This window comes from Shewanella sp. ECSMB14102, assembly GCF_000813075.1.
In the GTDB taxonomy this organism is placed as follows: domain Bacteria; phylum Pseudomonadota; class Gammaproteobacteria; order Enterobacterales; family Shewanellaceae; genus Shewanella; species Shewanella indica.
On sequence record NZ_JWGX01000060.1, the window covers coordinates 1 to 22,686 of the forward strand.

22 protein-coding genes and 1 pseudogene are annotated in these 22,686 nt (G+C 51.8%); 11 read left to right on the top strand and 12 right to left on the bottom strand.

The window, feature by feature from the left end:
• The 9 genes and pseudogenes from RC73_RS17430 to rnm form a co-directional block, all read right to left on the bottom strand.
• Positions 1-339, bottom strand: a pseudogene (locus tag RC73_RS17430) (alpha-amylase family glycosyl hydrolase); the annotation flags it as partial.
• Positions 340-448: 109 nt separating this feature from the next.
• Entirely contained in the window at positions 449-1,321 is an 873-nt protein-coding gene (locus RC73_RS17435) for a DUF6236 family protein (RefSeq protein WP_039035854.1), read from the bottom strand.
• 158 nt (positions 1,322-1,479) lie between these two features.
• A complete protein-coding gene (locus RC73_RS17440) occupies positions 1,480-2,382 on the bottom strand; it encodes a hypothetical protein (RefSeq protein ID WP_235370034.1) in 903 nt (300 codons plus the stop codon).
• 611 nt (positions 2,383-2,993) lie between these two features.
• Complete coding sequence (locus RC73_RS17445; protein ID WP_039035855.1) at positions 2,994-3,959, bottom strand: sialidase family protein; 966 nt, start codon at positions 3,957-3,959, stop codon at positions 2,994-2,996.
• A 304-nt stretch (positions 3,960-4,263) separates the two neighbouring features.
• On the bottom strand, positions 4,264-5,136 hold the full coding sequence (gene rluB, locus RC73_RS17450) for a 23S rRNA pseudouridine(2605) synthase RluB (protein WP_025010665.1): 873 nt from the start codon (positions 5,134-5,136) through the stop codon (positions 4,264-4,266).
• On the bottom strand, positions 5,137-5,727 hold the full coding sequence (gene scpB, locus RC73_RS17455) for an SMC-Scp complex subunit ScpB (protein ID WP_039035856.1): 591 nt from the start codon (positions 5,725-5,727) through the stop codon (positions 5,137-5,139).
• Between the two features lie 11 nt (positions 5,728-5,738).
• Complete coding sequence (locus RC73_RS17460; RefSeq protein ID WP_025010667.1) at positions 5,739-6,530, bottom strand: segregation and condensation protein A; 792 nt, start codon at positions 6,528-6,530, stop codon at positions 5,739-5,741.
• A 77-nt stretch (positions 6,531-6,607) separates the two neighbouring features.
• Positions 6,608-7,228 (bottom strand): L-threonylcarbamoyladenylate synthase, encoded by a 621-nt coding sequence (locus RC73_RS17465; RefSeq protein WP_025010668.1) that lies wholly within the window; start codon positions 7,226-7,228, stop codon positions 6,608-6,610.
• A complete protein-coding gene (gene rnm / locus RC73_RS17470; RefSeq protein WP_039035857.1) occupies positions 7,225-8,085 on the bottom strand; it encodes an RNase RNM in 861 nt (286 codons plus the stop codon). The genes RC73_RS17465 and rnm overlap by 4 nt, the downstream gene beginning before the upstream one ends.
• A 355-nt stretch (positions 8,086-8,440) precedes the next feature.
• Between rnm and RC73_RS17475 the strand changes: the two genes are divergently transcribed.
• The 10 genes from RC73_RS17475 to RC73_RS17520 all read left to right on the top strand — a co-directional run bounded on the left by RC73_RS17475 (position 8,441) and on the right by RC73_RS17520 (position 17,791).
• Complete coding sequence (locus tag RC73_RS17475) at positions 8,441-10,000, top strand: anthranilate synthase component 1 (protein ID WP_039035858.1); 1,560 nt, start codon at positions 8,441-8,443, stop codon at positions 9,998-10,000.
• Positions 9,997-10,599: an aminodeoxychorismate/anthranilate synthase component II gene (locus RC73_RS17480; RefSeq protein ID WP_025010670.1), complete on the top strand. Its 603-nt coding sequence runs from the start codon at positions 9,997-9,999 to the stop codon at positions 10,597-10,599. The genes RC73_RS17475 and RC73_RS17480 overlap by 4 nt, the downstream gene beginning before the upstream one ends.
• Positions 10,592-11,668, top strand: coding sequence for an anthranilate phosphoribosyltransferase (trpD, locus tag RC73_RS17485; protein WP_052248269.1), 1,077 nt, complete (start codon positions 10,592-10,594; stop codon positions 11,666-11,668). Before RC73_RS17480 ends, trpD begins: the two co-directional genes overlap by 8 nt.
• Positions 11,665-13,053, top strand: a complete 1,389-nt coding sequence (trpCF, locus tag RC73_RS17490) for a bifunctional indole-3-glycerol-phosphate synthase TrpC/phosphoribosylanthranilate isomerase TrpF (protein ID WP_039035859.1) — start codon at positions 11,665-11,667, stop codon at positions 13,051-13,053. Before trpD ends, trpCF begins: the two co-directional genes overlap by 4 nt.
• A 58-nt stretch (positions 13,054-13,111) precedes the next feature.
• The gene (trpB, locus tag RC73_RS17495; RefSeq protein WP_039035860.1) at positions 13,112-14,341 is read left to right on the top strand and encodes a tryptophan synthase subunit beta; all 1,230 of its coding nucleotides are present in this window, start codon (positions 13,112-13,114) and stop codon (positions 14,339-14,341) included.
• Positions 14,338-15,141, top strand: a complete 804-nt coding sequence (gene trpA / locus RC73_RS17500; protein WP_082014365.1) for a tryptophan synthase subunit alpha — start codon at positions 14,338-14,340, stop codon at positions 15,139-15,141. Before trpB ends, trpA begins: the two co-directional genes overlap by 4 nt.
• Before the next feature lie 364 nt (positions 15,142-15,505).
• Entirely contained in the window at positions 15,506-16,474 is a 969-nt protein-coding gene (locus tag RC73_RS17505) for a CsgG/HfaB family protein (protein ID WP_039035862.1), read from the top strand.
• The gene (locus tag RC73_RS17510) at positions 16,474-16,794 is read left to right on the top strand and encodes a hypothetical protein (RefSeq protein WP_039035863.1); all 321 of its coding nucleotides are present in this window, start codon (positions 16,474-16,476) and stop codon (positions 16,792-16,794) included. The genes RC73_RS17505 and RC73_RS17510 overlap by 1 nt, the downstream gene beginning before the upstream one ends.
• Positions 16,791-17,150, top strand: a complete 360-nt coding sequence (locus RC73_RS17515; protein ID WP_039035864.1) for a DUF4810 domain-containing protein — start codon at positions 16,791-16,793, stop codon at positions 17,148-17,150. The genes RC73_RS17510 and RC73_RS17515 overlap by 4 nt, the downstream gene beginning before the upstream one ends.
• On the top strand, positions 17,147-17,791 hold the full coding sequence (locus RC73_RS17520) for a DUF799 domain-containing protein (RefSeq protein WP_039035865.1): 645 nt from the start codon (positions 17,147-17,149) through the stop codon (positions 17,789-17,791). Before RC73_RS17515 ends, RC73_RS17520 begins: the two co-directional genes overlap by 4 nt.
• 418 nt (positions 17,792-18,209) lie before the next feature.
• Here the strand turns inward: RC73_RS17520 and RC73_RS17525 are convergent, their stop codons facing one another.
• From RC73_RS17525 to rfbC, 3 genes are all read right to left on the bottom strand, one after another.
• A complete protein-coding gene (locus RC73_RS17525) occupies positions 18,210-18,458 on the bottom strand; it encodes a DUF3297 family protein (RefSeq protein ID WP_025011888.1) in 249 nt (82 codons plus the stop codon).
• Positions 18,459-18,845: 387 nt separating this feature from the next.
• Positions 18,846-21,089: a catalase/peroxidase HPI gene (katG, locus tag RC73_RS17530; RefSeq protein ID WP_039035866.1), complete on the bottom strand. Its 2,244-nt coding sequence runs from the start codon at positions 21,087-21,089 to the stop codon at positions 18,846-18,848.
• Between the two features lie 303 nt (positions 21,090-21,392).
• Entirely contained in the window at positions 21,393-21,956 is a 564-nt protein-coding gene (rfbC, locus tag RC73_RS17535) for a dTDP-4-dehydrorhamnose 3,5-epimerase (RefSeq protein ID WP_039035867.1), read from the bottom strand.
• 210 nt (positions 21,957-22,166) lie between these two features.
• On the opposite strand from rfbC, the gene RC73_RS17540 reads away from it, so the two are divergent.
• Positions 22,167-22,640, top strand: a complete 474-nt coding sequence (locus tag RC73_RS17540; protein WP_039035868.1) for a copper resistance protein NlpE — start codon at positions 22,167-22,169, stop codon at positions 22,638-22,640.
• Positions 22,641-22,686 lie beyond the last annotated feature (46 nt).

Below are 22,686 nucleotides of genomic sequence, written 5' to 3' on the forward strand. Positions count from 1 at the left end.
ACTATCGCCCTTGAGGAACTTTGCCGCCACAGGATTGCCACTAAAGAGCAATGTCCAACGCTCAATGACTTCAAATGGTGACAACGCTTGTTGTGCAGCAAGGTCGATTTTGAGCACCAAATGGTAGTGATTACTCATGACCGCATAAGCGCAAACGTCGATGCAGAATATTGACGACAACTGCCTGATTTTATCCACTATCCAGCCACGTCTATGCTCGTAACTGCGCCCCGACAGTGCATCTTCACCACACAAAAATGCCCTTCTCACGCAACGGTTAATCACGTGATAAAAGGGCGTACTTTCAGCATCTATCAACTGGCGACGGGCAGTGGTCATAACCAACCTCGACTGAGCTTTGATGGGTATTTCAAAGCCTAGTCAAAGCTGGGCGAAACATCAAAAAGATATGGCTGTCCTGTATTCTTTTAAAGCGTTTGTTAGCATTCTATTTCACAAGACTTTCTTGTTTTAAAGTACTTAGATAAGAAAGGTCGAGTTGATTTCCTACTGAACTTACTAACTGACTTGAAGAACTTACTTCAAACTTCATACTAGACACGATAGTTTGACCTGCGGCAGCGAATAGCCCTAAAACAGGGTTGCTGAATGTTGAACCAACAATTCCTCCTGTCACTGCGCCTTGAGATAGACTACCTAAATTAATGTCTAAGGAGACTTTTCGGCTTGCTAATAGCCTATAACCCCAACTTTCTCTCGCAACGACATCTAGGTCATTTATCGCTTTCTCTAATTGCGAAATTTTTGCAATCTTAGCTCTCGGTATATCTTGAGAATTAGAAATATCAAGATATAGTTCATCGAGAGTTTTCCTCAAAGCAATTAGCTCGTCTCCACGTTTAAACTTAAATTCAATTAATTTTTCAAGTGGAACATCTGGATAAGGCACTGGTAAACATTTGTTAAGCTCGAAATCAGCAGTTACTAACTCTTTTGACATGTTTTTAGGGATATGTAGTTGATCTCCACTTTGATGGATAGCCCACTGACCAGGATTTTTTTCGGACAATGTCGCCGTAATCTGACTCAAACCATCAAAGTGCATTTTCGCTAATCCGCTACCATTAAATGTTCCATTGATGGACATTTGGGCAGTCTCTTTTCGAAGAATACCAGCATCGACTAAAATTTTAGATTCATCACTCAATCCAGAGCCAAAAATATTACTATCAGTTACTACAACTTTATCCCAATATAGTGCTAGATACCTGATTTGCTCTGGTGGCAAACTCCCTCTCATACTTAACGAGTCACCATTACTGATAATTTCTTGCGCTGGGGTAACAATACCTCTTTCCAAGATACTCTCCTTATTTAATGCAAACCCAACAGGAATGCTAACGCCGCATTAAGGTGTGAGCAACGCTACCACCAAAACTAAACCATACCACCGTAAACACCAAACCCAACGATAGAATGAAAAATGCCAAGCGTTGGGAATCACTCTTAAATGCTTTGTTATAAGCAAATTAGCTCGGAATACTCATTTATCGACCCAATTGATAGAAACACATCTTTAGGCATCGGCGAGTTACGATTTGGAACAATCACATGTCGATACTCTTTCTGATATTGATATCTAATATGCTTATGAAATTCAATTATAGGCTCTCGTTCCTCTCGTTTAGGTTTTACAGGGTCGACATACTTAACCATCTGATATGCATAATCTTCAAATTCAATGTGATGGCGCAATTCAGAGATCAAGTCATCAGCGAACCGTTGAGAATCATAGATAAATAAACAACTATCCGCTTCAAAATTACTAAACATTCGAATATCAAACGCCCCACTACTGCAAAACACATAGTAATCACGATCAATTTCATAAGTAATATCAACCGTGCCTATAGGCTTTATTATCTCTCCATTTTCAGTAGTAATGGTCATTTCAGTTGGGTTCGCATGAAAGATGGCTTTCATTTCATCATCCATCTGTGCAACATTTAGAGATGAATCCATGAACGAACTAGCTAAAGATATTTTCAGACTATTTTTACCTAAATACTCTTTTTTCCCAAACTTAATTAGATGAGGTTTCTTTGCTAATGCCATGTTATGAATTTCAATTAATCGCTCTGATGCTTCAATCATTGGCTTAGGAACTGCACAATCAGCTAAAAAATTGTTAGGAAGGCTTTCACCACGAATTTTCAACTCTTCTTGGGTATGAGTAAACTTTACAATTAATTCTTTCCACGGTTCTATTGATATATTGCCCATACCAATTTTTCCATTTACCTCAAGAGTGGTTAAGTTTTCAATAAGGTAGCGTAGTCTATCGACAAGAAGATCCATAGACAAATGTTCCATGTAACGATTTTTTCGATAATCAAGGATCCAATACTCGTAACGTTTCATGAAGCCTCCATTTGCTTATAACAGCTGTATAGTGCGCATGCGCGTTTTAGTCCTCGGAGGAGTGTAAACACGCATCGCTATCTTTTTTTATTAGCTGGATATAATGCAATTTAGTCCTAATATCCCTTGCAGCTAAACGCGCATGCGCGGTTTCTAAACCTACTATCTACCAGCTGATTTTTTAACTTTATGAATTTAATGCTATTTTCTGAAATGTTACAGAAATAACGCGCAAACTTACCTTAAAATTTCCTAACCAGCATCTTGCAGCTATACGCCCCCAGCAAGACCCATACCTACCGGACAAGTCCAAACTCTGCTCTTCCCTGAATTCCGCTGAAAACAGAAAAAATATCACTGCCGCCGACTTTGAGCCGCTGAGTTTAAGGAAGCGCTAAAGCTAAGCGGTTGAATTGGTTATACAATACCCAGCACTGAATGTTAAAACAATTAGCCAAAGGTCAAGTTTTTGACAAAGGCCACAAAACCCTGATTTGGCTGATTTTTGCAACAGAATTGACTGACTTTGAAATCTAAAGCGATTTTCCCTGTTATTAAACCTGATTCAGTCACGCTGGCTGGTGTCGAGCAGACTGGTATTGGTTGGTACTTTAGCCTTTGAGCCCGATACGGGCGAAATAGATGGCGGTTTTGCCCTCATGGCTTGAGTAGTACACCAGCTTGAGTTCATCGCCGTCCAGCTCGATACCGGCGTAGCTGGTATCTCCGCCGGATGGCAAGGTTAAGAGCTCGGTGACCTTGGCTGTGGCGCTATCGATTTCCACCAGCGAGGTGCGCACCTTATTGTCATAGAGGCGCACCACGGCCAGCAGGCGGTCGTTATAGAAAAAGGCGACCGGGCCACCGATACGGCAACTGAGCTGCTGCCATTGCCAGGTTTTGAAAGGTGCCTTGGCCTTGCCGAGCAACCCGGTTTCTTGTGCGTCCCACACAGGATCGCGCCTTAGCAGGCAAAGCGCTTCTGTATCTGAAGAGGTTTGAGCAGAGCGAGTCTGCTCGCCGCCCCAAAACAGCAGTGATGATTCGTTGACATAGCCGTCATTTTGCAAAGGAGCGACCCAGGGCGTAAATTGCAGTTTACCAGTTTGTGATGCTTGCAAGCGCTCACTACGATAGAGCCTGACATCACCATCGGCGCCGGGGCGATAGCCCACGCCATAGAGGCCATCTTCGGCCTCGGTCACCCGCCAGAGCCAGTATCCGCTATCGGCGACTTTTTCGGGCGCCGACCAGTTGATGCCATCCAGCGAGTGCCACATCAAGGACTGCAGCGGCGCCTTGCCATGTTTGGAGGCTGCGCCAAAAAGCCATAAACGGCCAGCATGGGCGAGCAGTTTGCCGTCACGCAGATCGCCAAGCTCGCTTTGAATAAGCGCCTCGGCCTGCCAACTTTGACCGTCGTCGCTGGATTTAAGCACTCTCAGCGCACCATCATCAGACACATGGGCTTGGCCCTCCCGAAAGACGCAGTAGAGCGCCCCCTGCCAACGGCATAGATCGCAAAAGGCGTTGTGTTCGCCTTGGTCCCAAATTTTTGTGTGTGAGATCAGCTGCATGCCTTGGCTCCCTGAGTTGCTGTTCCTTTATCTTATACCATGACTGAACTGCGCCAAGGTAAGTGGACTTTTTACGGTAAAAAGTGATGGCAAAAAACTTTGGCGAAAGCTATGGCAAAAACGACGACAAAAACTAAGTAGAAACTATGCAAAAGCAGCGAGAAACAGTGCCAAAAAGCTTAGAAAAACAGCAACAAAAAAGGCCGCCGCGGCGACCTTTCATTGCATTGAAATCACATCTTTAGATGGGATTAGATAGGCTATCGACAAGCTATAACACACTGCCGATAAGGCCTTGGCAGCATCAGCTGCGCTGCCGGGTCGGCTTGGGCTTGCCCGCCGCCGTCTTGTGTTTACGCACGGCGCGGCGCACTTTGGCACTGCGCACCTTGTTGCGGGCTACGCTGTGTTTGTCGGCACCCAGCATGGAGCGGGTTTCCGGATCCATGCCCGCCAATTGGCGCAGGTAGTTGACCTGCTCCAGCGGCAGTTCGACCCAGCCGCCACGAGGCAGGCTCTTGGGCAGTTCTATCATGCCGTAACGCACCCGAATAAGGCGGCTCACCTGCACTTCCTGGGATTCCCACAGACGACGCACTTCACGGTTACGCCCTTCACGCAGGGTAACGTGCCACCATTGGTTGATGCCTTCGCCACCGGCGGCCTTGATATGATCAAACTGGGCCGGGCCATCCTCCAGCATAACGCCACTGCGCAAACGCTGCAGCGCCGCTTCCGGCACTTCACCGAAAGTACGCACGGCGTATTCACGCTCCACTTCATTGGAGGGGTGCATCAGGCGGTTGGCCAGTTCACCGTCTGAGGTGAACAGCAGCAAACCCGAGGTGTTGATATCCAAACGTCCCACTGCAACCCAGCGGCTGTCGCGGGTGCGGGGCAGACGATCGAATACTGTGGGCCGGCCTTCGGGATCTTTGCGCGAGCAGATCTCCCCTTCCGGCTTGTGGTAGGCCAGTACCCGGCAGATCACATCATCGGCAGATTTCAGCGATACCGCACGGCCATCGATACGTACCTTGGCGTCGGCTTCGATGCGATCACCCAGTTTGGCGATTTCTCCGTCAATACTCACGCGACCTGCAGCAATCCATGCCTCCATCTCACGACGGGAGCCATGGCCTGCACGGGCCAAGACTTTCTGCAATTTTTCGCTCATTCAAGTTGACTCTTCTAAGGGTTCCGGCGGTGTTTTCATCCCCGAAAATACCGCCTCTAATGATTCGGCGTCAGACAGAGGCGGCAGATCCGCTATGCTGTCCAGACCGAAGTAAGCCAGAAACTCTGTAGTGGTGGCGTATAACGAAGGCCTTCCCGGCACCTCTTTGTGCCCTACAACGCGGATCCAGCGTCTGTCTGTTAAATTCTTGATAATCTGGCTGCCGACAGCCACCCCTCTGACCAGCTCAATTTCGCCGCGGGTCACAGGCTGACGGTAGGCGATAACCGCCAGGGTTTCCAATGTTGCCCTGGAGTACTTGGGCGCCTGCTCCTGCCACAGAGGTTGCAGCAAGGGGCTGAGGCTATCGCGGGTCTGAAACCGATAACCACCGGCGACCTTGACCAGCTGTACTCCGCGCTCCTGATAATCCAGGGTCAATTCATCCACCGCGGCGCGAATACGCTCACGGGAGACACTGAAATCGGCCAGCACGGTTTCTCTCAGCGCCTTCAAGGTCATGGGCTTGACCAGCACAAACAGGCTGGCCTCTATCAGTTGTTTCAGCTGAAGGTCGTTAATCTTCGCCAAGTCGGCTCCCGTCAGTACGCCTTGAGATAAATTCGCGATAAAGGTTCGGCCTGGATCAGTTCCACCAGCAGTTCCTTTACCAATTCCATCAACGCCAGAAAGCTGACCACCACTCCGGCGCGCCCCTCTTCCACCTTGAACAGGGCTTCAAAAGGGGTGTAATGCTCACTGGAGAGCATGGCCAGAATTTGGCTCATCCGCTCCCGGGTAGAGAGCTGCTCGCGCTGAACCTGGTGAGAAGTGCCGGCTTCCACCCGCTTGAGTACCTCGCCAAAGGCCCGGGCCAGTTCAGCCAAAGACACATCCGGCGGCACCAGCAAGGGCTTGATATCCGGCGCCTTGCCCGCCTTGGCCTGGAATACATCCCGCTCGAGCCTCGGCAGTTCATCCAGCCGCACCGCCGCCTCTTTGATGGCTTCATAAGCCTTGAGTTGGCGGATCAGCACGGCTCTGGGGTCTTCCTCTTCCTCGGCTTCCAGCTCCGGCCTTGGCAACAGCAAGCGCGACTTGATTTCCGCCAATGTTGCCGCCATCACCAGATAGTCGGCCGCCAGCTCTACCCTGGCGCCCTGCAGCAGCTCGATATACTCAAGATACTGGGCGGTGATCCTGTGGATGGGCAGGTCTACCACATCCATTTTTTGCTTGCGGATCAGGTACAAAAGCAAGTCGAGCGGCCCTTCAAACGCCTCAAGAAACACCTCAAGCGCCTCGGGAGGAATAAAGAGATCGGCAGGCAGCTCTCTAAGCGCCTCACCCCGCACTACGGCAAGCGGCAGACTCTGTTGAACGCCTTCACTCAAGCCGTTTTCTCTCCTCTGGCAGCATCCTTAAGGCGGCATAGGCCGACCAAACGCGCGATTATACCTTTATTGAGCGGTTAAAGAAATGGGCTGATATCGCCACTGCCTTCACGGACTATGACCATTTCGCCTTCAGACATGTCTATCACTGTGGTGGGCTTTTCGCCCAGGTAACCGCCGTGGAGAATGGCATCTACCTGATGTTCGAGAATATCGCGGATATGCTCGGGATCCGACTCGGTAAAGTCGTTGCCGGGCAGAATAAGACTGGTGGACATCAAGGGTTCACCCAGTGCTTCCAGCAGTGCCAGGGCGATAACATTGTTCGGTACCCGAATACCTATGGTGCGTTTCTTTTCGTTCTGCAGTCTTCTTGGCACCTCTTTGGTGGCCTTAAAGATGAAGGTGTAACAACCCGGCGTGTTGTTCTTCAGAATGCGAAACGCCTGGTTATCGACTCTGGCATAGGTCGACAGCTCAGATAAGTCGCGGCACATCAGCGAAAAGTTATGATCATTGTCTATCTGGCGAATTCTGGCGATACGGCTCATGGCGTCTTTATCGCCAATCATACAACCCAGCGCATAGCCGGAATCTGTGGGGTAAACTATGACCCCGCCGCTTTTCAGAATGCTCACCGCCTGGCTTATCAGACGGGTTTGAGGATTCACCTCATGTACGTAGAAAAATTGACTCATTTAGTTATTGTCCATTGCTTGCATTGCCAGACCCAGTTCAATCCCTGGGGCCGATACAGATTCTTGCCCAGTTCCAGCCAGCGGCCGGGAAAGTGGAAATCGGATCCCACCGAGGCGTAGAGGCCGTTGAGAGTGGCCAGCGCGCCTAAATTATTTCTGTCGTCTGTGGTTTGCTGCCCGAGCACCACCTCCATGGCATCACCACCGGCGGCCTTGAATTCGCGCACCAGGCGTTTGAGCCACTTGGCCGACAGTTGATAGCCACTGGGGTGGGCCAATACGGCCACTCCACCTGCGTTGTGGATTACCTCAATGGCCGTCGCCATCTCGCCCCAGTTGTTGGGCACATAGCCTGTTTTGCCGCGGCCGAGAAACTTCTTGAACACGCTGGCGCTATCCGGCGCGTGCCCCTGCTCGGCCAGGAAACGGGCGTAATGGCCACGGCTCAGCGCCGCATCACCGGCGAGCGCCCTGGCGCCTTCGTAGGCCCCAGGAATACCGGCCTTTTCAAGCCTTGCGCCTATCTCGCGAGCCCGCTCTTCCCTGAGCTCACGTTGACGCTCGAGAAAGGCAAGCAGGTTTTCGTCGTGGCGGTCGATATCCAGCGCCACGATATGAATATCATAGGCGTGCCAACGGGTAGAGATCTCAACCCCGTCCACCAGGGTCAAAGGTGCGCTCTGCCCGGCATTGAAGGCATGGGCCTCATCCAGCCCGGCGACTGTGTCATGATCGGTAATCGCCAGCAGCTCAACCCCCTTTTCCAGGGCGCGTTCGAGCAGCAAAGACGGTGTCAGTTGGCCATCTGAGGCTGTGGTATGGCTGTGAAGATCGGCCAAAGTATTTTCAGTTATCATAACGCTATTCTACTTGGTTTTGTTGGTAAAATGCGATTTATCTCCGCTGGGCTACGGCAAATTGGCATAAATTTGCATAAATTAAAAATATTCAATTGACATTGGCGGGCAGCTGGGTTTCTCTATAGGTCAAACGTCGAGAGGACAAATTTTCAATGACACACTTCAACGCTTCACTCAACATCATCTGGTGGTGGCACTTCCCTTAACGCGGGTAGTGTGAAGCGCTGTGCACGATTGAAAATAACGCAGCCAAATTCAACAAAGAGCCCGCAAGAGATTGCGGGCTTTTTTGTGCTTAACGGTCAGGAAAACCCCGCAGCCAGGCTAAACAGCGGAACAACAGGAAGGACAGATGAACAGAATCGAGCCAATCGCCAGAGTACACCGCCAGACGCGGTCACTGCCCTATTACGACGATCCCCTGAAACTGTATCAGCAACTGACGCGGGACAAGCCTCACAGCATGTTGCTGGAGTCGGCCGAAATCGACAGCAAGGATCACTTGAAAAGCATTATCCTCAGCCACGCGGCGCTGGCCATTCGCTGTGACGGGTCGACCTTGAACTTCGAGGCTTTGACAGACAACGGCGCCGGACTGCTGCCCGCGATTCACGACTTCTTTAACTCGCGCGGTGAGGTCAGCCTGGAGCAGCAGAGCCTCAAGGTCGTGCTGCGCCCGGTCACTGCCGAACTGGATGAAGATGCCAGACTCAAGGCAGGCTCGCCGCTCGATGGCCTGAGATTACTGCAGCAGGGTCTGGTTGATGAGGAGGAGAGCCAGTTTGAAACCGGATTTCTGGGCGGCGTTTTAGGGTACGACCTTATCGCCAGCACAGAGCCGCTGCCAAGCGTAAGCCAGGGCGCCAACCACTGCCCAGACTATCTGTTTTATCTGGCTGAAACCCTGATAACGGTAGATCACCAAAAGGGCTGCGCCGAAGCCGTGGTGATGGAGTTTAATGGCAACAACGAGGTGCAGGCCGAGCTTGGTGCCAGACTGGATGCCATAGAAACCAACTGCCAGCTGCTGGAAGATGTCGCCCCTTTAAGCGGCGTACATGCCGAGGCCAGCGTCAATATCAGCGACGCCGATTTTTGCCGCCAGGTGAGCCGCCTCAAGGAGCATATCTGCGCCGGTGATATCTTTCAGGTTGTGCCATCACGCAGTTTCAGCCTGCCCTGCCCCAATACTCTGGGCGCCTATCGGGCACTGAGACTGACCAACCCCAGCCCCTATATGTTTTATCTGCGCAGCGCCGACTTCACCCTGTTTGGCGCCTCTCCGGAAAGCGCCCTCAAGTATGAAGCCGAGGGCAATCAGGTTGAGGTTTACCCCATCGCCGGTACCCGCAAACGCGGCAAGACCCCAGATGGCGAGATAGATTTCGATCTCGACAGCCGTATAGAGCTGGAGCTGAGACTGGACAAGAAAGAGTTGTCGGAGCACATCATGTTGGTGGACTTGGCCCGCAACGATATCGCCCGCATCAGCCAGAGTGGCAGTCGTAAAGTGGCCGAGCTGCTGAAGGTAGACAGATACTCCCATGTGATGCATCTGGTCAGCCGAGTAACCGGGCAGCTTAGGGAAGATCTCGACGCCCTGCACGCCTATCAGGCCTGCATGAACATGGGCACCCTGGTGGGTGCCCCCAAGGTGCGCGCCGCCCAACTCATTCGTGAAACCGAGCAGCAGCACCGCGGCAGCTATGGCGGCGCCGTAGGTTATCTCAACGCCCTCGGTGATATGGACACCTGCATAGTGATCCGCTCCGCCTTCGTCAGCGAAGGCATGGCGCACATCCAGGCCGGGGCCGGAGTGGTCTATGATTCAGATCCCCAGGCCGAGGCCGACGAAACCGCGCAAAAGGCGCAGGCAGTGATCAGTGCAATCAAGATGGGAGGTGGCCTGTGAAACTCTATCTATTGGATAACTTCGACTCCTTCACTTACAACCTGGTGGATCAGTTCCGCAGCCTGGGCTTTGAAGTGCTGGTGTACCGCAATAATGTCAGTGCCCAGTTGCTCGCCGAGCGGATGCTGGCGGAGCCGGGTCAGGCGGCACTTATTTTGTCTCCCGGCCCGGGCGCCCCCAGAGAAGCCGGTTGCATGATGGAGCTTATTGCGCTGCTGGCCGGCAAACTGCCGATTCTTGGTATCTGCCTTGGTCACCAGGCCCTGGTTGAACATTACGGCGGCAAGGTTGAACGTGCCCCCCAAGTGGTACACGGTAAGGCCAGCCCGGTAGAGCACAACTGCGATGGCCTGTTTGCCAACCTTCCATCTCCCTTGCCTGTGGCCCGCTATCATTCGCTGGTGGCAACCAAGGTGCCCGACTGCCTGGAGGTGATTGCCACCACAGAAGGCATGCCTATGGCCATCAGCCATCGCTGTGATGCCGCCGTCGGCTTCCAGTTCCACCCCGAATCGATTCTCACCACCCTTGGCAGCACCTTGCTGGTGCAAACACTGCAATACCTGACCATGAGCCGCGAGGAAACCTGCCATGACTGAACTGCAACCTCTGTTTGACAGCCTGTACCTGGGCGAGTCTTTGAGCCGTAGCCAGGCCGCCAGCCTGTTTGCCGAGCTTATCGACGGCAAGCTCAGTGAAAGCCAGATGGCAGCCATGCTGATCGCGCTCAAGCTCAAGGGCGAAACCATAGACGAGATCAGCGGCGCCGCCGATGCCCTGCTGGCCGCCGCCAAGCCGTTTCCGCACCAATGCCAAAGGGTAGTGGATATTGTCGGCACCGGCGGTGACGGCCACAACACCATCAATATCTCTACCACGGCCGCCTTTGTTGCCGCTGCAGCCGGAGTCAATGTTGCCAAACACGGCAACCGCGGGGTGTCCAGCAAGTCGGGCTCTTCCGATCTGCTGGCACAGTTCGGCATAGACTTGACCATGTCGCCCGAGTGCGCCGCCAAACACCTTGCAGTCAACGGCCTGTGTTTTCTGTTTGCGCCCCATTATCACGGTGGAGTGCGGCACGCTGTGCCTGTGCGCCAGGCGCTCAAGACCCGCACCCTATTCAATGTACTCGGCCCGCTGATTAATCCGGCTCGCCCCGACTACATGTTGCTCGGGGTCTACAGCCCGAGCTTGGTTCGCCCCATCGCCGAGGTGTTGCGGGCCCTTGGCGTCAAAGGCGCCATGGTCGTTCACGGCAGCGGCTTGGATGAAGTGGCGCTGCACGGCGAAACCCAGGTGGCCGAACTCAAGGGTGAAAAGATAGTGGAATATCGCCTCACCCCAGCAGACTTTGGCGTGCCGCAGGCGACGCTGGCCGAGCTGGAAGGCGGCACCCCGGCAGAAAACGCCCTTATTACCCAAGCACTGTTCGCCGGTAAAGGCAGCGCCGCCCAGCGTCATGCCGTGGCTATCAATGCCGCCTGCGTGCTCTATCTCGCCGGCAAGGCTGACAATCTTAAACAGGCCACCCAACTGGCACTGGCCACCCTGGATGATGGCCGCGCCTGCGCCAAACTCAACGCCCTGGCGGACAAGGCCCACCAAACCCAGACTGAAAACAATGACGCCAACTCACCACAACCCAGCAAGGCAGGAGCTATATCATGAGTAACGTGCTTGAGCGTATCGTCGCCACCAAGCAGCAGCATATTGAAGCCCTCAAGCTGCGTTTTCCCGAAGAGAGCCTGACGCCCAAGACGTCGGATCGCAGCCTGTATCAGGCACTCAGTGCAAAAGGCGCCGGCTTTATTCTGGAATGCAAGAAGGCCAGCCCCTCCAAAGGGCTTATCCGCAAAGACTTCGATCCGGTTGCCATTGCCGATGTTTACAGCCGCTACGCCTCCGCGGTGTCGGTACTGACAGACGAGGCCTTCTTTCAGGGTGACTTTCGCTATCTGCCCAAGGTGCGGGCCAGAATCAAACAGCCGGTATTGTGCAAAGACTTTTTTGTTTCGCCTTATCAGGTTAAGTTGGCGGCCCATCAGGGCGCCGATGCCATCTTGCTGATGCTGTCGGTACTCAGCGATGAGCAGTATCGATTGCTGGCGAGCGAAGCCGAGCAATATGCCCTAGACACCCTCACCGAGGTCTCCAACGAGGAAGAACTCAAGCGGGCGCTGGCTCTGGGCGCGCCGATTATTGGCATTAATAACCGCAACCTCAGGGATCTGAGTACAGATCTGGCGATGACAGAATACTTAGCTCCCAAGATCCCCGAGGGGACACTGATCATCAGCGAATCCGGGATCTACAGCCGTGAGGATGTGCGCCGCCTCAGCCCGCTGGTCGACGGCTTTTTGGTGGGCAGCTCGCTGATGGCCGAGGCCGATTTGGATCTGGCCTGTCGCCGCCTTATCTATGGCAACAACAAGGTGTGTGGCCTGACCCGAGAGCAGGATCTGCTGGATGCGGCAAAATCCGGCGCCGTCTATGGCGGCCTCATCTTCGCCGCCAAGTCCCCCCGTTGTGTCAGCCGCGCCCACGCCGCCGAGCTGTGCCGTTACAACGCCGAGCAGCCGCGTAAACTGGCAATGGTGGGGGTTTTTGTCAATGAATCACCGGCGCAGATGGCCGAGCTGGCCAATGAACTGAAACTGAGCGCGCTGCAGCTTCATGGCAGTGAATCAAGCGAAGATATTGCCAAGCTCAAGCAGCTGCTTGAGCAAAACGGGCACCAGGCCGAGATCTGGAAGGCTGTTCCGGTCAATGTCGACGGCGGCGAGCTGCCAACCTTGCCGGAAGGCGCCGACCGCTATCTCTATGACAGTAAAAGCGGCGACAGCTTTGGTGGTACCGGCAAACATTTCGATTGGCAGCAAGGGCTTGCCCAGCGTGAACGCGCCATGCTTGCCGGTGGCCTGAGTCCGGACAACGCCGCCTTGGCTGCCACCCAAGGCTTTTTCGGGCTGGACTTTAACTCAGGGGTGGAAAGCGCCCCCGGCATCAAAGACAGAGCAGCACTGCAGGCGGTGTTTAAGCAGCTCAAAGCCTGACAAGAACAACAGTATTCGCCTGTCAGACAGGCGCAACAAGTATCCTAAGGAAAGCAGTATGAGCGAGTTAAAACTCAACCCTTATTTCGGGGAATACGGCGGCATGTATGTGCCGCAGATTTTGATGCCGGCACTGAAGCAGTTGGAAAGTGCCTTTGTCGAGGCCCAGAATGATCCCGCCTTTCAGGCCGAGTTCACCGAACTTTTGAAAAACTATGCCGGGCGCCCCACTGCCTTGACCCTGACCCGTAACCTGTCGCCCAATGACAAGGTAAAAATCTACCTCAAGCGGGAAGATCTGCTGCACGGTGGCGCCCACAAGACCAACCAGGTGCTGGGGCAGGCGCTGCTGGCCAAGCGTATGGGTAAAAAAGAGATCATCGCCGAAACCGGCGCCGGTCAACACGGGGTGGCCACCGCCCTGGCCTGCGCCCTGCTGGGCCTTAAGTGTAAAATTTACATGGGCGCCAAAGATGTGGAGCGCCAAAGCCCCAATGTGTTCCGCATGCGTTTGATGGGCGCCGAGGTCATTGCTGTCACCTCAGGCTCGGCCACTCTCAAAGATGCCTGCAACGAGGCGATGCGCGACTGGTCCGGCAGCTATGACAAGGCGCACTACCTGCTGGGTACCGCCGCCGGGCCTCACCCTTTCCCCACCATAGTCAGGGAGTTCCAGCGCATGATAGGCGCCGAAACCAAGGCGCAGATCCTTGAGCGTGAAGGCCGACTGCCGGACGCCGTCATTGCCTGTGTTGGCGGCGGCTCCAACGCCATAGGTATGTTTGCCGACTTCATAGATGAAGCCTCGGTGCGCCTCATAGGGGTCGAGCCGGCCGGAAAAGGCATAGATACGCCGATGCACGGCGCGCCGCTGCGGCACGGCAAGACAGGCATCTTTTTTGGCATGAAGGCGCCCTTGATGCAGGACAGCAACGGCCAGATAGAAGAATCTTACTCCATCTCTGCAGGGTTGGATTTCCCCTCTGTCGGCCCGCAACACGCCCACCTCAACGCCACCGGACGCGCCACCTATGAGTCGGCCACCGATGCAGAAGCGCTGGAGGCCTTCCAGTTACTGGCCCGCTGCGAAGGGATTATTCCGGCGCTGGAGTCAGCCCACGCGCTGGCCTATGCCATCAGGCTGGCCAAAGAGTGCCGCGAAGAAACCATACTCGTGGTTAACCTCTCCGGCCGCGGCGATAAAGACATATTTACCGTTTCCGATATTCTGGCAGAGCGCCAGGCTGCATCTGTGCAGTCAGATAAATCACAGGAGTCACAGGCATGAGTACACGTTATCAAACCACTTTTGCCCGGCTGCAGGCCGAAGGCCGCGGCGCCTTTGTTCCCTTTGTGACACTGGGCGATCCCGGCCCTGAGCTGTCGCTGCAGATTATCGACACCCTGATTGCCCATGGTGCCGACGCCCTTGAGCTGGGCTTCCCTTTTTCCGATCCGTTGGCCGATGGCCCGGTGATCCAGGGCGCCAACTTACGGGCGCTGGCGGCAGGTACCACGCCAGCCAAGTGCTTCGAGCTTATCGCCGAGGTACGCAGCCGTCATCCCGAGTTGCCCATCGGCCTGTTGTTGTACGCCAATCTGGTATACGCCAACGGCATCGACAACTTCTATCGCCACGCCGCCGAGGCCGGGGTGGATTCAGTGCTGATAGCCGACGTGCCGGTTGAGGAAGCCGCACCTTTTATAGAAGCCGCCAAGGCCCATGCCATAGCGCCTATCTTTATTGCGCCACCCAATGCCGATGATGATACCCTCAAGGCGGTGAGTGAAGCCGCTGAAGGCTACACCTATCTGCTGTCCCGCGCCGGGGTAACTGGCGCCGACAATAAGGCCGGTATGCCGGTGGATGAGGTACTGGCCAAGCTTAAAGCCTTCGATGCGCCGCCTCCACTGTTGGGGTTCGGTATCGCCGAGCCGGCTCAGGTCAGCGCCGCAATTGCCGCCGGCGCCGCCGGTGCCATCTCGGGCTCTGCCGTGGTCAGGATCATTGAGCAACACCAAGACGCACCCGATATGCTACTGAGCACTCTGGCCGACTTTACCCGTGCCATGAAGGACGCCAGCTAAGGGAGGACTTATTCGCCCCTCCCTCTTTAATCCTCGAGCCAGGGTATTCCCTGGCTTTTTTATGTCACGCACAACCCAATACACTTATTTACACTTGATTTTCAATCGAGCAACGGGATATCTTCAAATATCATCTTTTGTAAGATAAGAAAAATAAAAGAGTCATTTTTTTAACACCTTAGGGTACTTGGTCTCACACTGTTTCTTAAAGTTATAGGTTAAGCACTCTATTAATGCTCCCAAACCTTGGGAAGGTGCAGGGCCAAAGTATCAATATAAAATGTGAACATTAGCCCACAAAAAAATATTCACATTAAATAAACTTACGTTGCAACATGTAACCAATAGATTAAGGAACCCAAAAATGAAACGCAGTTTATTTACTGCCGGTACACTCGCTTTAGCTCTAGGTGGATGCGCAACCCAATCTCCACAAGTTGAGTCCCAGGAAAGCCCTCACTCTCAACAAGCTCAAATTGAAGCACAAAAAGCAGCCATGGAGGCATCGGTTACTAATCCTATCCTAAAACGTAAATTAGCTCTTGGCCGAATTACTAATGAAACCATCTACGGCAAAAGTCTTTTGCGAGATGACAAAGGCGATGTACTTGGGAAGCAAGTAACCGACATGTTATCAAAAGCTCTGACAGAGTCAGGCCAATATCTCGTGTTTGAGCGTCCAGATATTGAGCGCCTTAAAGATGAGGCAAAGCTCACTGGACAAAAGCTAAATCTAGTAGGTGTTGATACTTTAATAATCGGCTCTCTCACTGAATTTGGCCGTAAAACAGAAGGGAAAAGTGGATTCCTTTCTTCCACTAAAAAACAAGTCGCCTTTGCTAAAGTTGACTTACGCTTAGTCGACAGCAAAACTGGACTGGTTTACCACTCTCTATCAGGAGCTGGGGAAAGTAGTTCTGAGGCCGCTTCGGTTGCAGGCTTTGGTTCTAAAGCTGCCTACGATGGAACACTCAATGATGCTGCGATATCTAACGCGATATCCGATGCTATCAGCAAATTGACCGCCGAAATGCAAACCCGTCCTTGGCAAACCGATATTCTAGCTGTTGAAGATGGGATGATTTACATCAGTGGCGGTAAGTCACAAGGAATAAAGCAAGGAATGAGTTTTAATATCGAAACTCAGGGAAAAGTCATAAAGTCAAAACAAACTGGTTTCGATATTACATTACCAGGAAAGAAAGTCGCTACTGTTTCAGTAATACAGCTTTTTGGCGACAATGAAACAAACGAAGGCGCAATAACCAGTATTTCCAGCGGTTCAATTGATGGTCTTAAATACACAGAACTTAATGTGGTGGAGGCGAAATAATGAAATTAAAATTAGCCCTGATACTGAGTGTTTTATCCCTCAATGTAGGTTGTGTACAAATGCCAACCACTAGCAGTTCAACTGTAGACAATCGTCCTCAAATTGTATTTAAAGTAAGCGATACTTCTGATGTAGAAGGAATGCGTGTAATCGTTGACGGACTCGACAATGGCCCTGTCGCGCCATTCACTAATGGTACTCAAGCTTTGCGTATTCTTCCTGGTACTCACATTATTAAAATCCTGAATGGTGATACTGTTATTTCATCGCAGAAAATCTATGTATCCGATGGCGTGATAAAAGAGGTCTTGATCAAATGAACCGTCTCAAACTTGGCCTATGTGTATTGGTAGTGCTTGGCTTAGCTGGCTGTAAATCGACAACTTTATATAACTGGGGAGTTTATGATGAAGGCCTGTACGAATACTATCACGATCCCGTCGCAGCTAAGGAGTTCCCTATAGCACTTGAAGATCACCTGAAACAAATTGAAGATAATAAACAACGACCAGCACCTGGGTTATATGCTGAAGTCGGAACTTTCAAGCTAAAATCAGGCGATATAACCGGAGCAATATCCTTTTATGAAAAAGAAGCGAACACATGGCCGGAAAGCGCTGCCTTAATGAAGACTCTAGTGCAAAACCTTCAACGTCAAAACGGTAATAAGCAATGAGATTTATCAAATTAACTTTTTCAGTTGCGTTAGTTGCCTTACTTTCCGCATGTCAAACAACGACAGCTCCACGTCAAACTGGTTTTGAAGAACACAATCCAAGCTCAATTCTGATACTCCCAGTCATAAACCACAGCGTTGATGTCGATGCGCCGCTTGCGGTGTATAGCTCTTTACCTGTAATGCTTGCAGAGAAAGGTTACTATGTCTATCCATCGAATACAGTGAAGACAATTCTTGAATATGAAGGTCTTTACGAGCCTCAAGAGATACATCAGCTACCCGTGACCTCTTTGGTACAAATGTTTGGTGCAGATGTGGTTCTGTATGTCACGATAGAGCGGTGGGATACCACATATATGCTTATTTCAAGTACGACAGAAGTAGAGTTTACATACGCATTCAAAAACAAAACCGGGGATACGATTTGGCAAACCTCAAAAAAAATGCAATATACGCCCCAAAATAGTTCTACCGGTAACCCGTTGGCCGATCTCATAGGGGCTGTCATCACAGCAACAATTAACCGCGCGGCTCCCGATTATATGCCTCTGACCCGGATGGCTAACTACCAGGTTTTCTATAGCGATCAATCGACCTACTTACCTAATGGTCCATACAAACCCAAAGAGATTAAGTAGCTCAAAAAATCAGTTAAGCTTTTTTCTTGCTCAAGCCAGGGTATTCCCTGGCTTTTTTAGGCATCGCAAACGACAAAAGCCTAAGCTGGTTTCAATCCGGGGCGTTTTCTGAACCATGCAAACCTTGTCGAGAGCTCTGCACCGCAGCCGGAACAGTATTAAACAAATATCTGAATTTTATTAGATTTTTACGCATTTCCGCCCAAACAATGGATACTTTACGATATTAATTGAGCGAATTTCTCAACTGAGTCTTTGGGGAGATGATTAAGTCAGAGAAAATGATTAATTGGAAGCAAGCTGCTTCCGGTTTTATCCAAGCAACCAAGATGGAAGACTATTTCAGAGCAAGGTACTCACTGATAAAAAGGCCATCTTTGCAGATGGCCCTTTATTAAATATTTACAGTTAAAAAAGCTTACTTATAAAAGGCTTCTACTGTGCCTTTGATGGTCATCAACAAGGGCTGGCCACGGCGGTCGAGCGCTTTGTGAGAAGCGACTTTAATCCAGCCTTCGCTAATACAGTACTCTTCCACGTCATTGCGCTCTTTGCCATTGATGCGAATGCCCACATCGAACTCAAACACTTCAGCCACATGGTGTGGGCTGCGTGGGTTGATAGAAAGGCGATCCGGCAGAGCAGGTGGTACTTTGGTATCGGTCATAATCTTCATCTTGGGTAAATAAAACTCGCGATATTGTAGGCAATCCCCCAATCCACCTCAATAGTGGCGAATAGCTTTATCCACACGGATTATACCCTTTTTATCAATCCAATCAGCCAATTTGGTTGTTTGGCCATGAGCTAAACTTTATCTGACTCTATAGCACGCCCGTTGATAAGCGAATCAATAGAGTCAGGTTCCAAAAAATTAACTGCGTATGCAACGAGCCGGCAGCTTAAGTTGGATATTCGGCCAAATACCTCATCCTCAAACCCAATGGAAATGGCATTTGGAAAAATCCAGCAAAAAACGGCGCAAAGCCAAAGCCTGCGCCGATTTCATGGGATGGTTATCCCCCTATGACTTGTTTACATCAGCCGTCAGCGATTACTGCAAATCGAACCTATCCAGCTCCATCACCTTGGTCCAGGCTTTGGCAAAGTCCTCAACGAAGCGGGTCTTGCCATCGTCTGCGGCATACACTTCAGCAACGGCTCTGAGTTCTGAATGGGAACCAAACACCAAGTCGACAGGCGTAGCCGTCCATTTGAGTTTGCCGGACTGACGATCAAGCCCCTGATAGAGACCTGGCTCCTCGCCCTTTTCCCAACGAGTAGACATATCCAGCAGGTTAACGAAGAAATCGTTACTGAGCTTGCCGGGGCTTTGGGTGAACACCCCATGCTTACTACCGCCACTATTGGTATCCAGCACTCTGAGACCGCCAACCAATACCGTCATTTCAGGAACCGTCAGGTTAAGGAAGTTCGCCTTTTCAATCAGAGCTTCGGCCGGTGATGCCGGGCTTTGATCACTGAAATAGTTTCTGAAGCCATCGGCCTTGGGCTCAAGCACGGCAAAGGAATTTACATCTGTTTGGGCCTGAGTCGCGTCCATCCGCCCGGGATGAAAGGCAAGATTGACTTTAAACCCGGCATCGGCCGCAGCTTTTTCTATGGCTGCACTGCCGCCCAAGACAATGAGATCAGCCAGCGACACCTTTTTACCGCCCTTGGCTTTCTTGTTGAAATTCTTTTGGATTTTCTCAAGTTTACCAATGACTTTCGCTAATGCCTTGGGATCATTAGCCGCCCAATCGCGCTGGGGCTTCAGGGCGATTCTGGCACCATTGGCGCCGCCACGCATATCTGTGCCACGAAAAGATGACGCCGCGGCCCAGGCGGTTTTCACCAGTTCAGGCACGCTGAGGCCTGAATCCAAAATAGCCGCTTTCAGTTGTTTGGTATCGGCCGCGTCGATCAGTTGATGATCGACGGCTGGGATAGGGTCTTGCCAGATCAGATCTTCATAAGGCGCATCTTTACCCAGGTAGCGGCTCTTCGGCCCCATATCTCTATGGGTCAACTTGAACCAAGCCTTGGCGAAGGCCAGCTCAAACTCGGCCGGATTATTGAGGAAACGGGTCGTGATCTCGCGGTAAATAGGGTCTTCCTTCAGCGCGATATCACTGGTGAACATGATAGGAGCATGACGCTTGTCGGGAATATGGGCATCTGGCACCAAATTGGCGGCCTTGCCATCGGCAGGGATCCATTGAATGTGGCCGGCCGGACTCTTGGTTTGTACCCAATCGAAAGTATAGAGCCAGGTTAAGTATTCCATGGTCCACTTGGTGGGATTGGAAGACCAGGCGCCTTCCAGGCCGCTGGAAACCGTATCTTCCGAGTGACCTTTACCGCAGCGGTTTTTCCAGCCAAGGCCCTGCTCCTCTATTCCGGCGGCAGCGGGTTCTGCGCCGACACACTTGGCTGGGTCATGGGCGCCATGAGCCTTACCGAAGGTGTGACCACCGGCGATCAGCGCCACGGTTTCTTCATCATTCATGGCCATACGGCCAAAGGTATCGCGTATTTCCTGGGCAGATGCCAAGGGATCGGGCACGCCATTGGGCCCCTCAGGGTTCACATAGATGAGTCCCATCTGGGTGGCTCCCAAAGGTTTTGCCAACTCACCTTTTTCATTGTGGCGTTTATTGTCGAGCCACTGTTTCTCGGCGCCCCAATTAACCTTCTCGGCTTCCCAGTCATCAGTGCGGCCACCGGCAAAACCGAAGGTCTTAAAGCCCATGGACTCCAGGGATACGTTACCGGCCAGTACCATGAGATCGGCCCAGGAGATCTGGCTGCCATACTTTTGCTTAATTGGCCAAAGTAAGCGGCGAGCCTTGTCGAGACTGACGTTATCGGGCCAACTGTTGAGAGGCTCAAAACGTTGCTGACCACCACTGGCACCGCCGCGACCGTCAAAGATGCGATAAACACCGGCACTGTGCCAGGCCATACGGATAAAGAAAGGGCCATAGTGACCATAGTCGGCAGGCCACCAGTCCTGGGAAGTGGTCAACGTGGTTTTGATGTCGGCTTTAACGGCGTCCAAATCCAAAGAGCCAAAAGCCTTGGCATAGTCGTAATCGGTGCCGTAGGGATTGGATTCAGCGCCGTGCTGACGCAGTGGCGATAGATCCAGTTGCTGCGGCCACCAGTAGGCGTTGGTTGTTGCGGCCTGAGGCTGAGCGGCCGATGGCGACTGCGCCGCTTGGGTACTGGCTGCGCCAAATACCATGGCAACAGACAGCGCCACCGCGGTCAAAGATGGGATACTTGATTTCATGTTGGAAGTCCTCTTCCTTGGTGAAGGGGGTGGGATAAGCCACTCCCCCGATTCAAGTGCCGCGAATGCCGGCGCCTTTGGTTAGCGCGCCTTAACAAACGGGCACAGTTAAGCAGCGACGGATACGGCCTGTCGCTGCTTATTCCAAGGTAGTGAGGAAACCTATTCGCGACTAACGATTAAATCAGATTATTGTAATCTAAAAAGAAGCGAATACTAATTTAGGGGGCGGCATTCTGTAGTTGTCCAACCATTTTCTAAGCCAAAGATTGGAAGTCAGTGGTTGCTATCAAATGTTCGTTTTCAAGCCCAGTGTTGAGCGCTAAAGGGCTTGGCCTGTCTATCTTTGGCTGAGAGTAATGGCTCACCCAGTGCGATATTCAGCGGCCAGTCAATCGCTAACTCGGCATCGTTCCAGACAATGGCGCCTTCATCGCCAGGTTGGTAATAATCACTGCACTTGTACAGCACCTCAGCTGGGCCCTTGGTCACATAAAAACCATGGGCAAACCCCGGTGGGATCCATAACTGGCAGCGATTTTGTGCCGATAAAAGCAAACCGTGCCATTTACCAAAGGTGGGAGACTGGGGACGAATATCGACGGCGATATCGTATATCTCACCGCTGATAACCCGAATCAACTTACCCTGGGGATATTGGCGCTGAAAATGAAGCCCCCTGAGCACGCCCGTGCCAGAACAGCTGTGATTCTCCTGCACCAGAGTGACTGGATCTTGGCCGGAATCCATCAAGGCTTTTTCAAAGACAGAGGCTCGAAAGCACTCCATAAAATAGCCCCGAGCATCACTAAAAATCTCGGGCGTAAACAATATCAGACCGGATAAAGGGAGAGATTGAACTTTCATTAAGGTACACAAAAAACATTAATTGATGAGGATTGTAGCAGGAGTCAAAGCGGTAAGACGATAGCCTTTCGATTGCATTGCTTAAACAAGCCGGTTACGTGACTGAATAGGCTCTGAACCATAACCAAGATGGTGTGACAAAAGCCTTACACCCGGTAAAACAGCTGTGCTAGCCTGAAGGCCAACTTAGGTAACTTAAGGGAATAAACCATGAACAAATCCACTATTTTTGCGCTGTTGATGACAAGTGGTATGGCGCTGGGTCTGGCTGCTTGCCAAGATCAGGAAAGCCAATCTCCAGGGACAAACGGCCCAGCAGAAACCGCTACGGCCCCGGCTGAACAAACAGCCCAAATACCAATGGGTGATACCAGTCAAAACTCGCTGGACTGGGACGGAAGCTATAAAGGACTGCTGCCCTGTGCAGATTGCTCAGGAATAGAAACTACGCTGACGCTCAAAGAAGATAACAGCTATCGCCTGCAGCAAGTGTATCAAGGTAAGGACGAGAGCATATTCAGCGAAACCGGCAAGTTCACCTGGGATGCCAGCGGCAGCAAAATCACCCTGGAGGATGGCAGTAAATATCTGGTAGGGGAAAATCAGCTGTTTATGCTGGACAGAGAAGGCAACCGCATCACCGGCAGCCTGGCTGATAACTACAGGTTAAATAAAGAGAACTAAATACGGCGCATGAATACTGCAAAATGATGAGATAAAGCCATAGCGC

Coding starts and splice junctions, on each gene's coding strand:
- RC73_RS17440 (WP_235370034.1), bottom strand. CDS start 2,382: ATGAAACGTTACGAGTATTGGATCCTTGATTATCGAAAAAATCGTTAC.
- RC73_RS17445 (WP_039035855.1), bottom strand. CDS start 3,959: ATGCAGCTGATCTCACACACAAAAATTTGGGACCAAGGCGAACACAAC.
- rluB (WP_025010665.1), bottom strand. CDS start 5,136: ATGAGCGAAAAATTGCAGAAAGTCTTGGCCCGTGCAGGCCATGGCTCC.
- RC73_RS17465 (WP_025010668.1), bottom strand. CDS start 7,228: ATGAGTCAATTTTTCTACGTACATGAGGTGAATCCTCAAACCCGTCTG.
- rnm (WP_039035857.1), bottom strand. CDS start 8,085: ATGATAACTGAAAATACTTTGGCCGATCTTCACAGCCATACCACAGCC.
- RC73_RS17475 (WP_039035858.1), top strand. CDS start 8,441: ATGAACAGAATCGAGCCAATCGCCAGAGTACACCGCCAGACGCGGTCA.
- trpD (WP_052248269.1), top strand. CDS start 10,592: ATGACTGAACTGCAACCTCTGTTTGACAGCCTGTACCTGGGCGAGTCT.
- trpCF (WP_039035859.1), top strand. CDS start 11,665: ATGAGTAACGTGCTTGAGCGTATCGTCGCCACCAAGCAGCAGCATATT.
- trpB (WP_039035860.1), top strand. CDS start 13,112: ATGAGCGAGTTAAAACTCAACCCTTATTTCGGGGAATACGGCGGCATG.
- trpA (WP_082014365.1), top strand. CDS start 14,338: ATGAGTACACGTTATCAAACCACTTTTGCCCGGCTGCAGGCCGAAGGC.
- RC73_RS17505 (WP_039035862.1), top strand. CDS start 15,506: ATGAAACGCAGTTTATTTACTGCCGGTACACTCGCTTTAGCTCTAGGT.
- RC73_RS17510 (WP_039035863.1), top strand. CDS start 16,474: ATGAAATTAAAATTAGCCCTGATACTGAGTGTTTTATCCCTCAATGTA.
- RC73_RS17515 (WP_039035864.1), top strand. CDS start 16,791: ATGAACCGTCTCAAACTTGGCCTATGTGTATTGGTAGTGCTTGGCTTA.
- RC73_RS17520 (WP_039035865.1), top strand. CDS start 17,147: ATGAGATTTATCAAATTAACTTTTTCAGTTGCGTTAGTTGCCTTACTT.
- RC73_RS17525 (WP_025011888.1), bottom strand. CDS start 18,458: ATGACCGATACCAAAGTACCACCTGCTCTGCCGGATCGCCTTTCTATC.
- katG (WP_039035866.1), bottom strand. CDS start 21,089: ATGAAATCAAGTATCCCATCTTTGACCGCGGTGGCGCTGTCTGTTGCC.
- rfbC (WP_039035867.1), bottom strand. CDS start 21,956: ATGAAAGTTCAATCTCTCCCTTTATCCGGTCTGATATTGTTTACGCCC.
- RC73_RS17540 (WP_039035868.1), top strand. CDS start 22,167: ATGAACAAATCCACTATTTTTGCGCTGTTGATGACAAGTGGTATGGCG.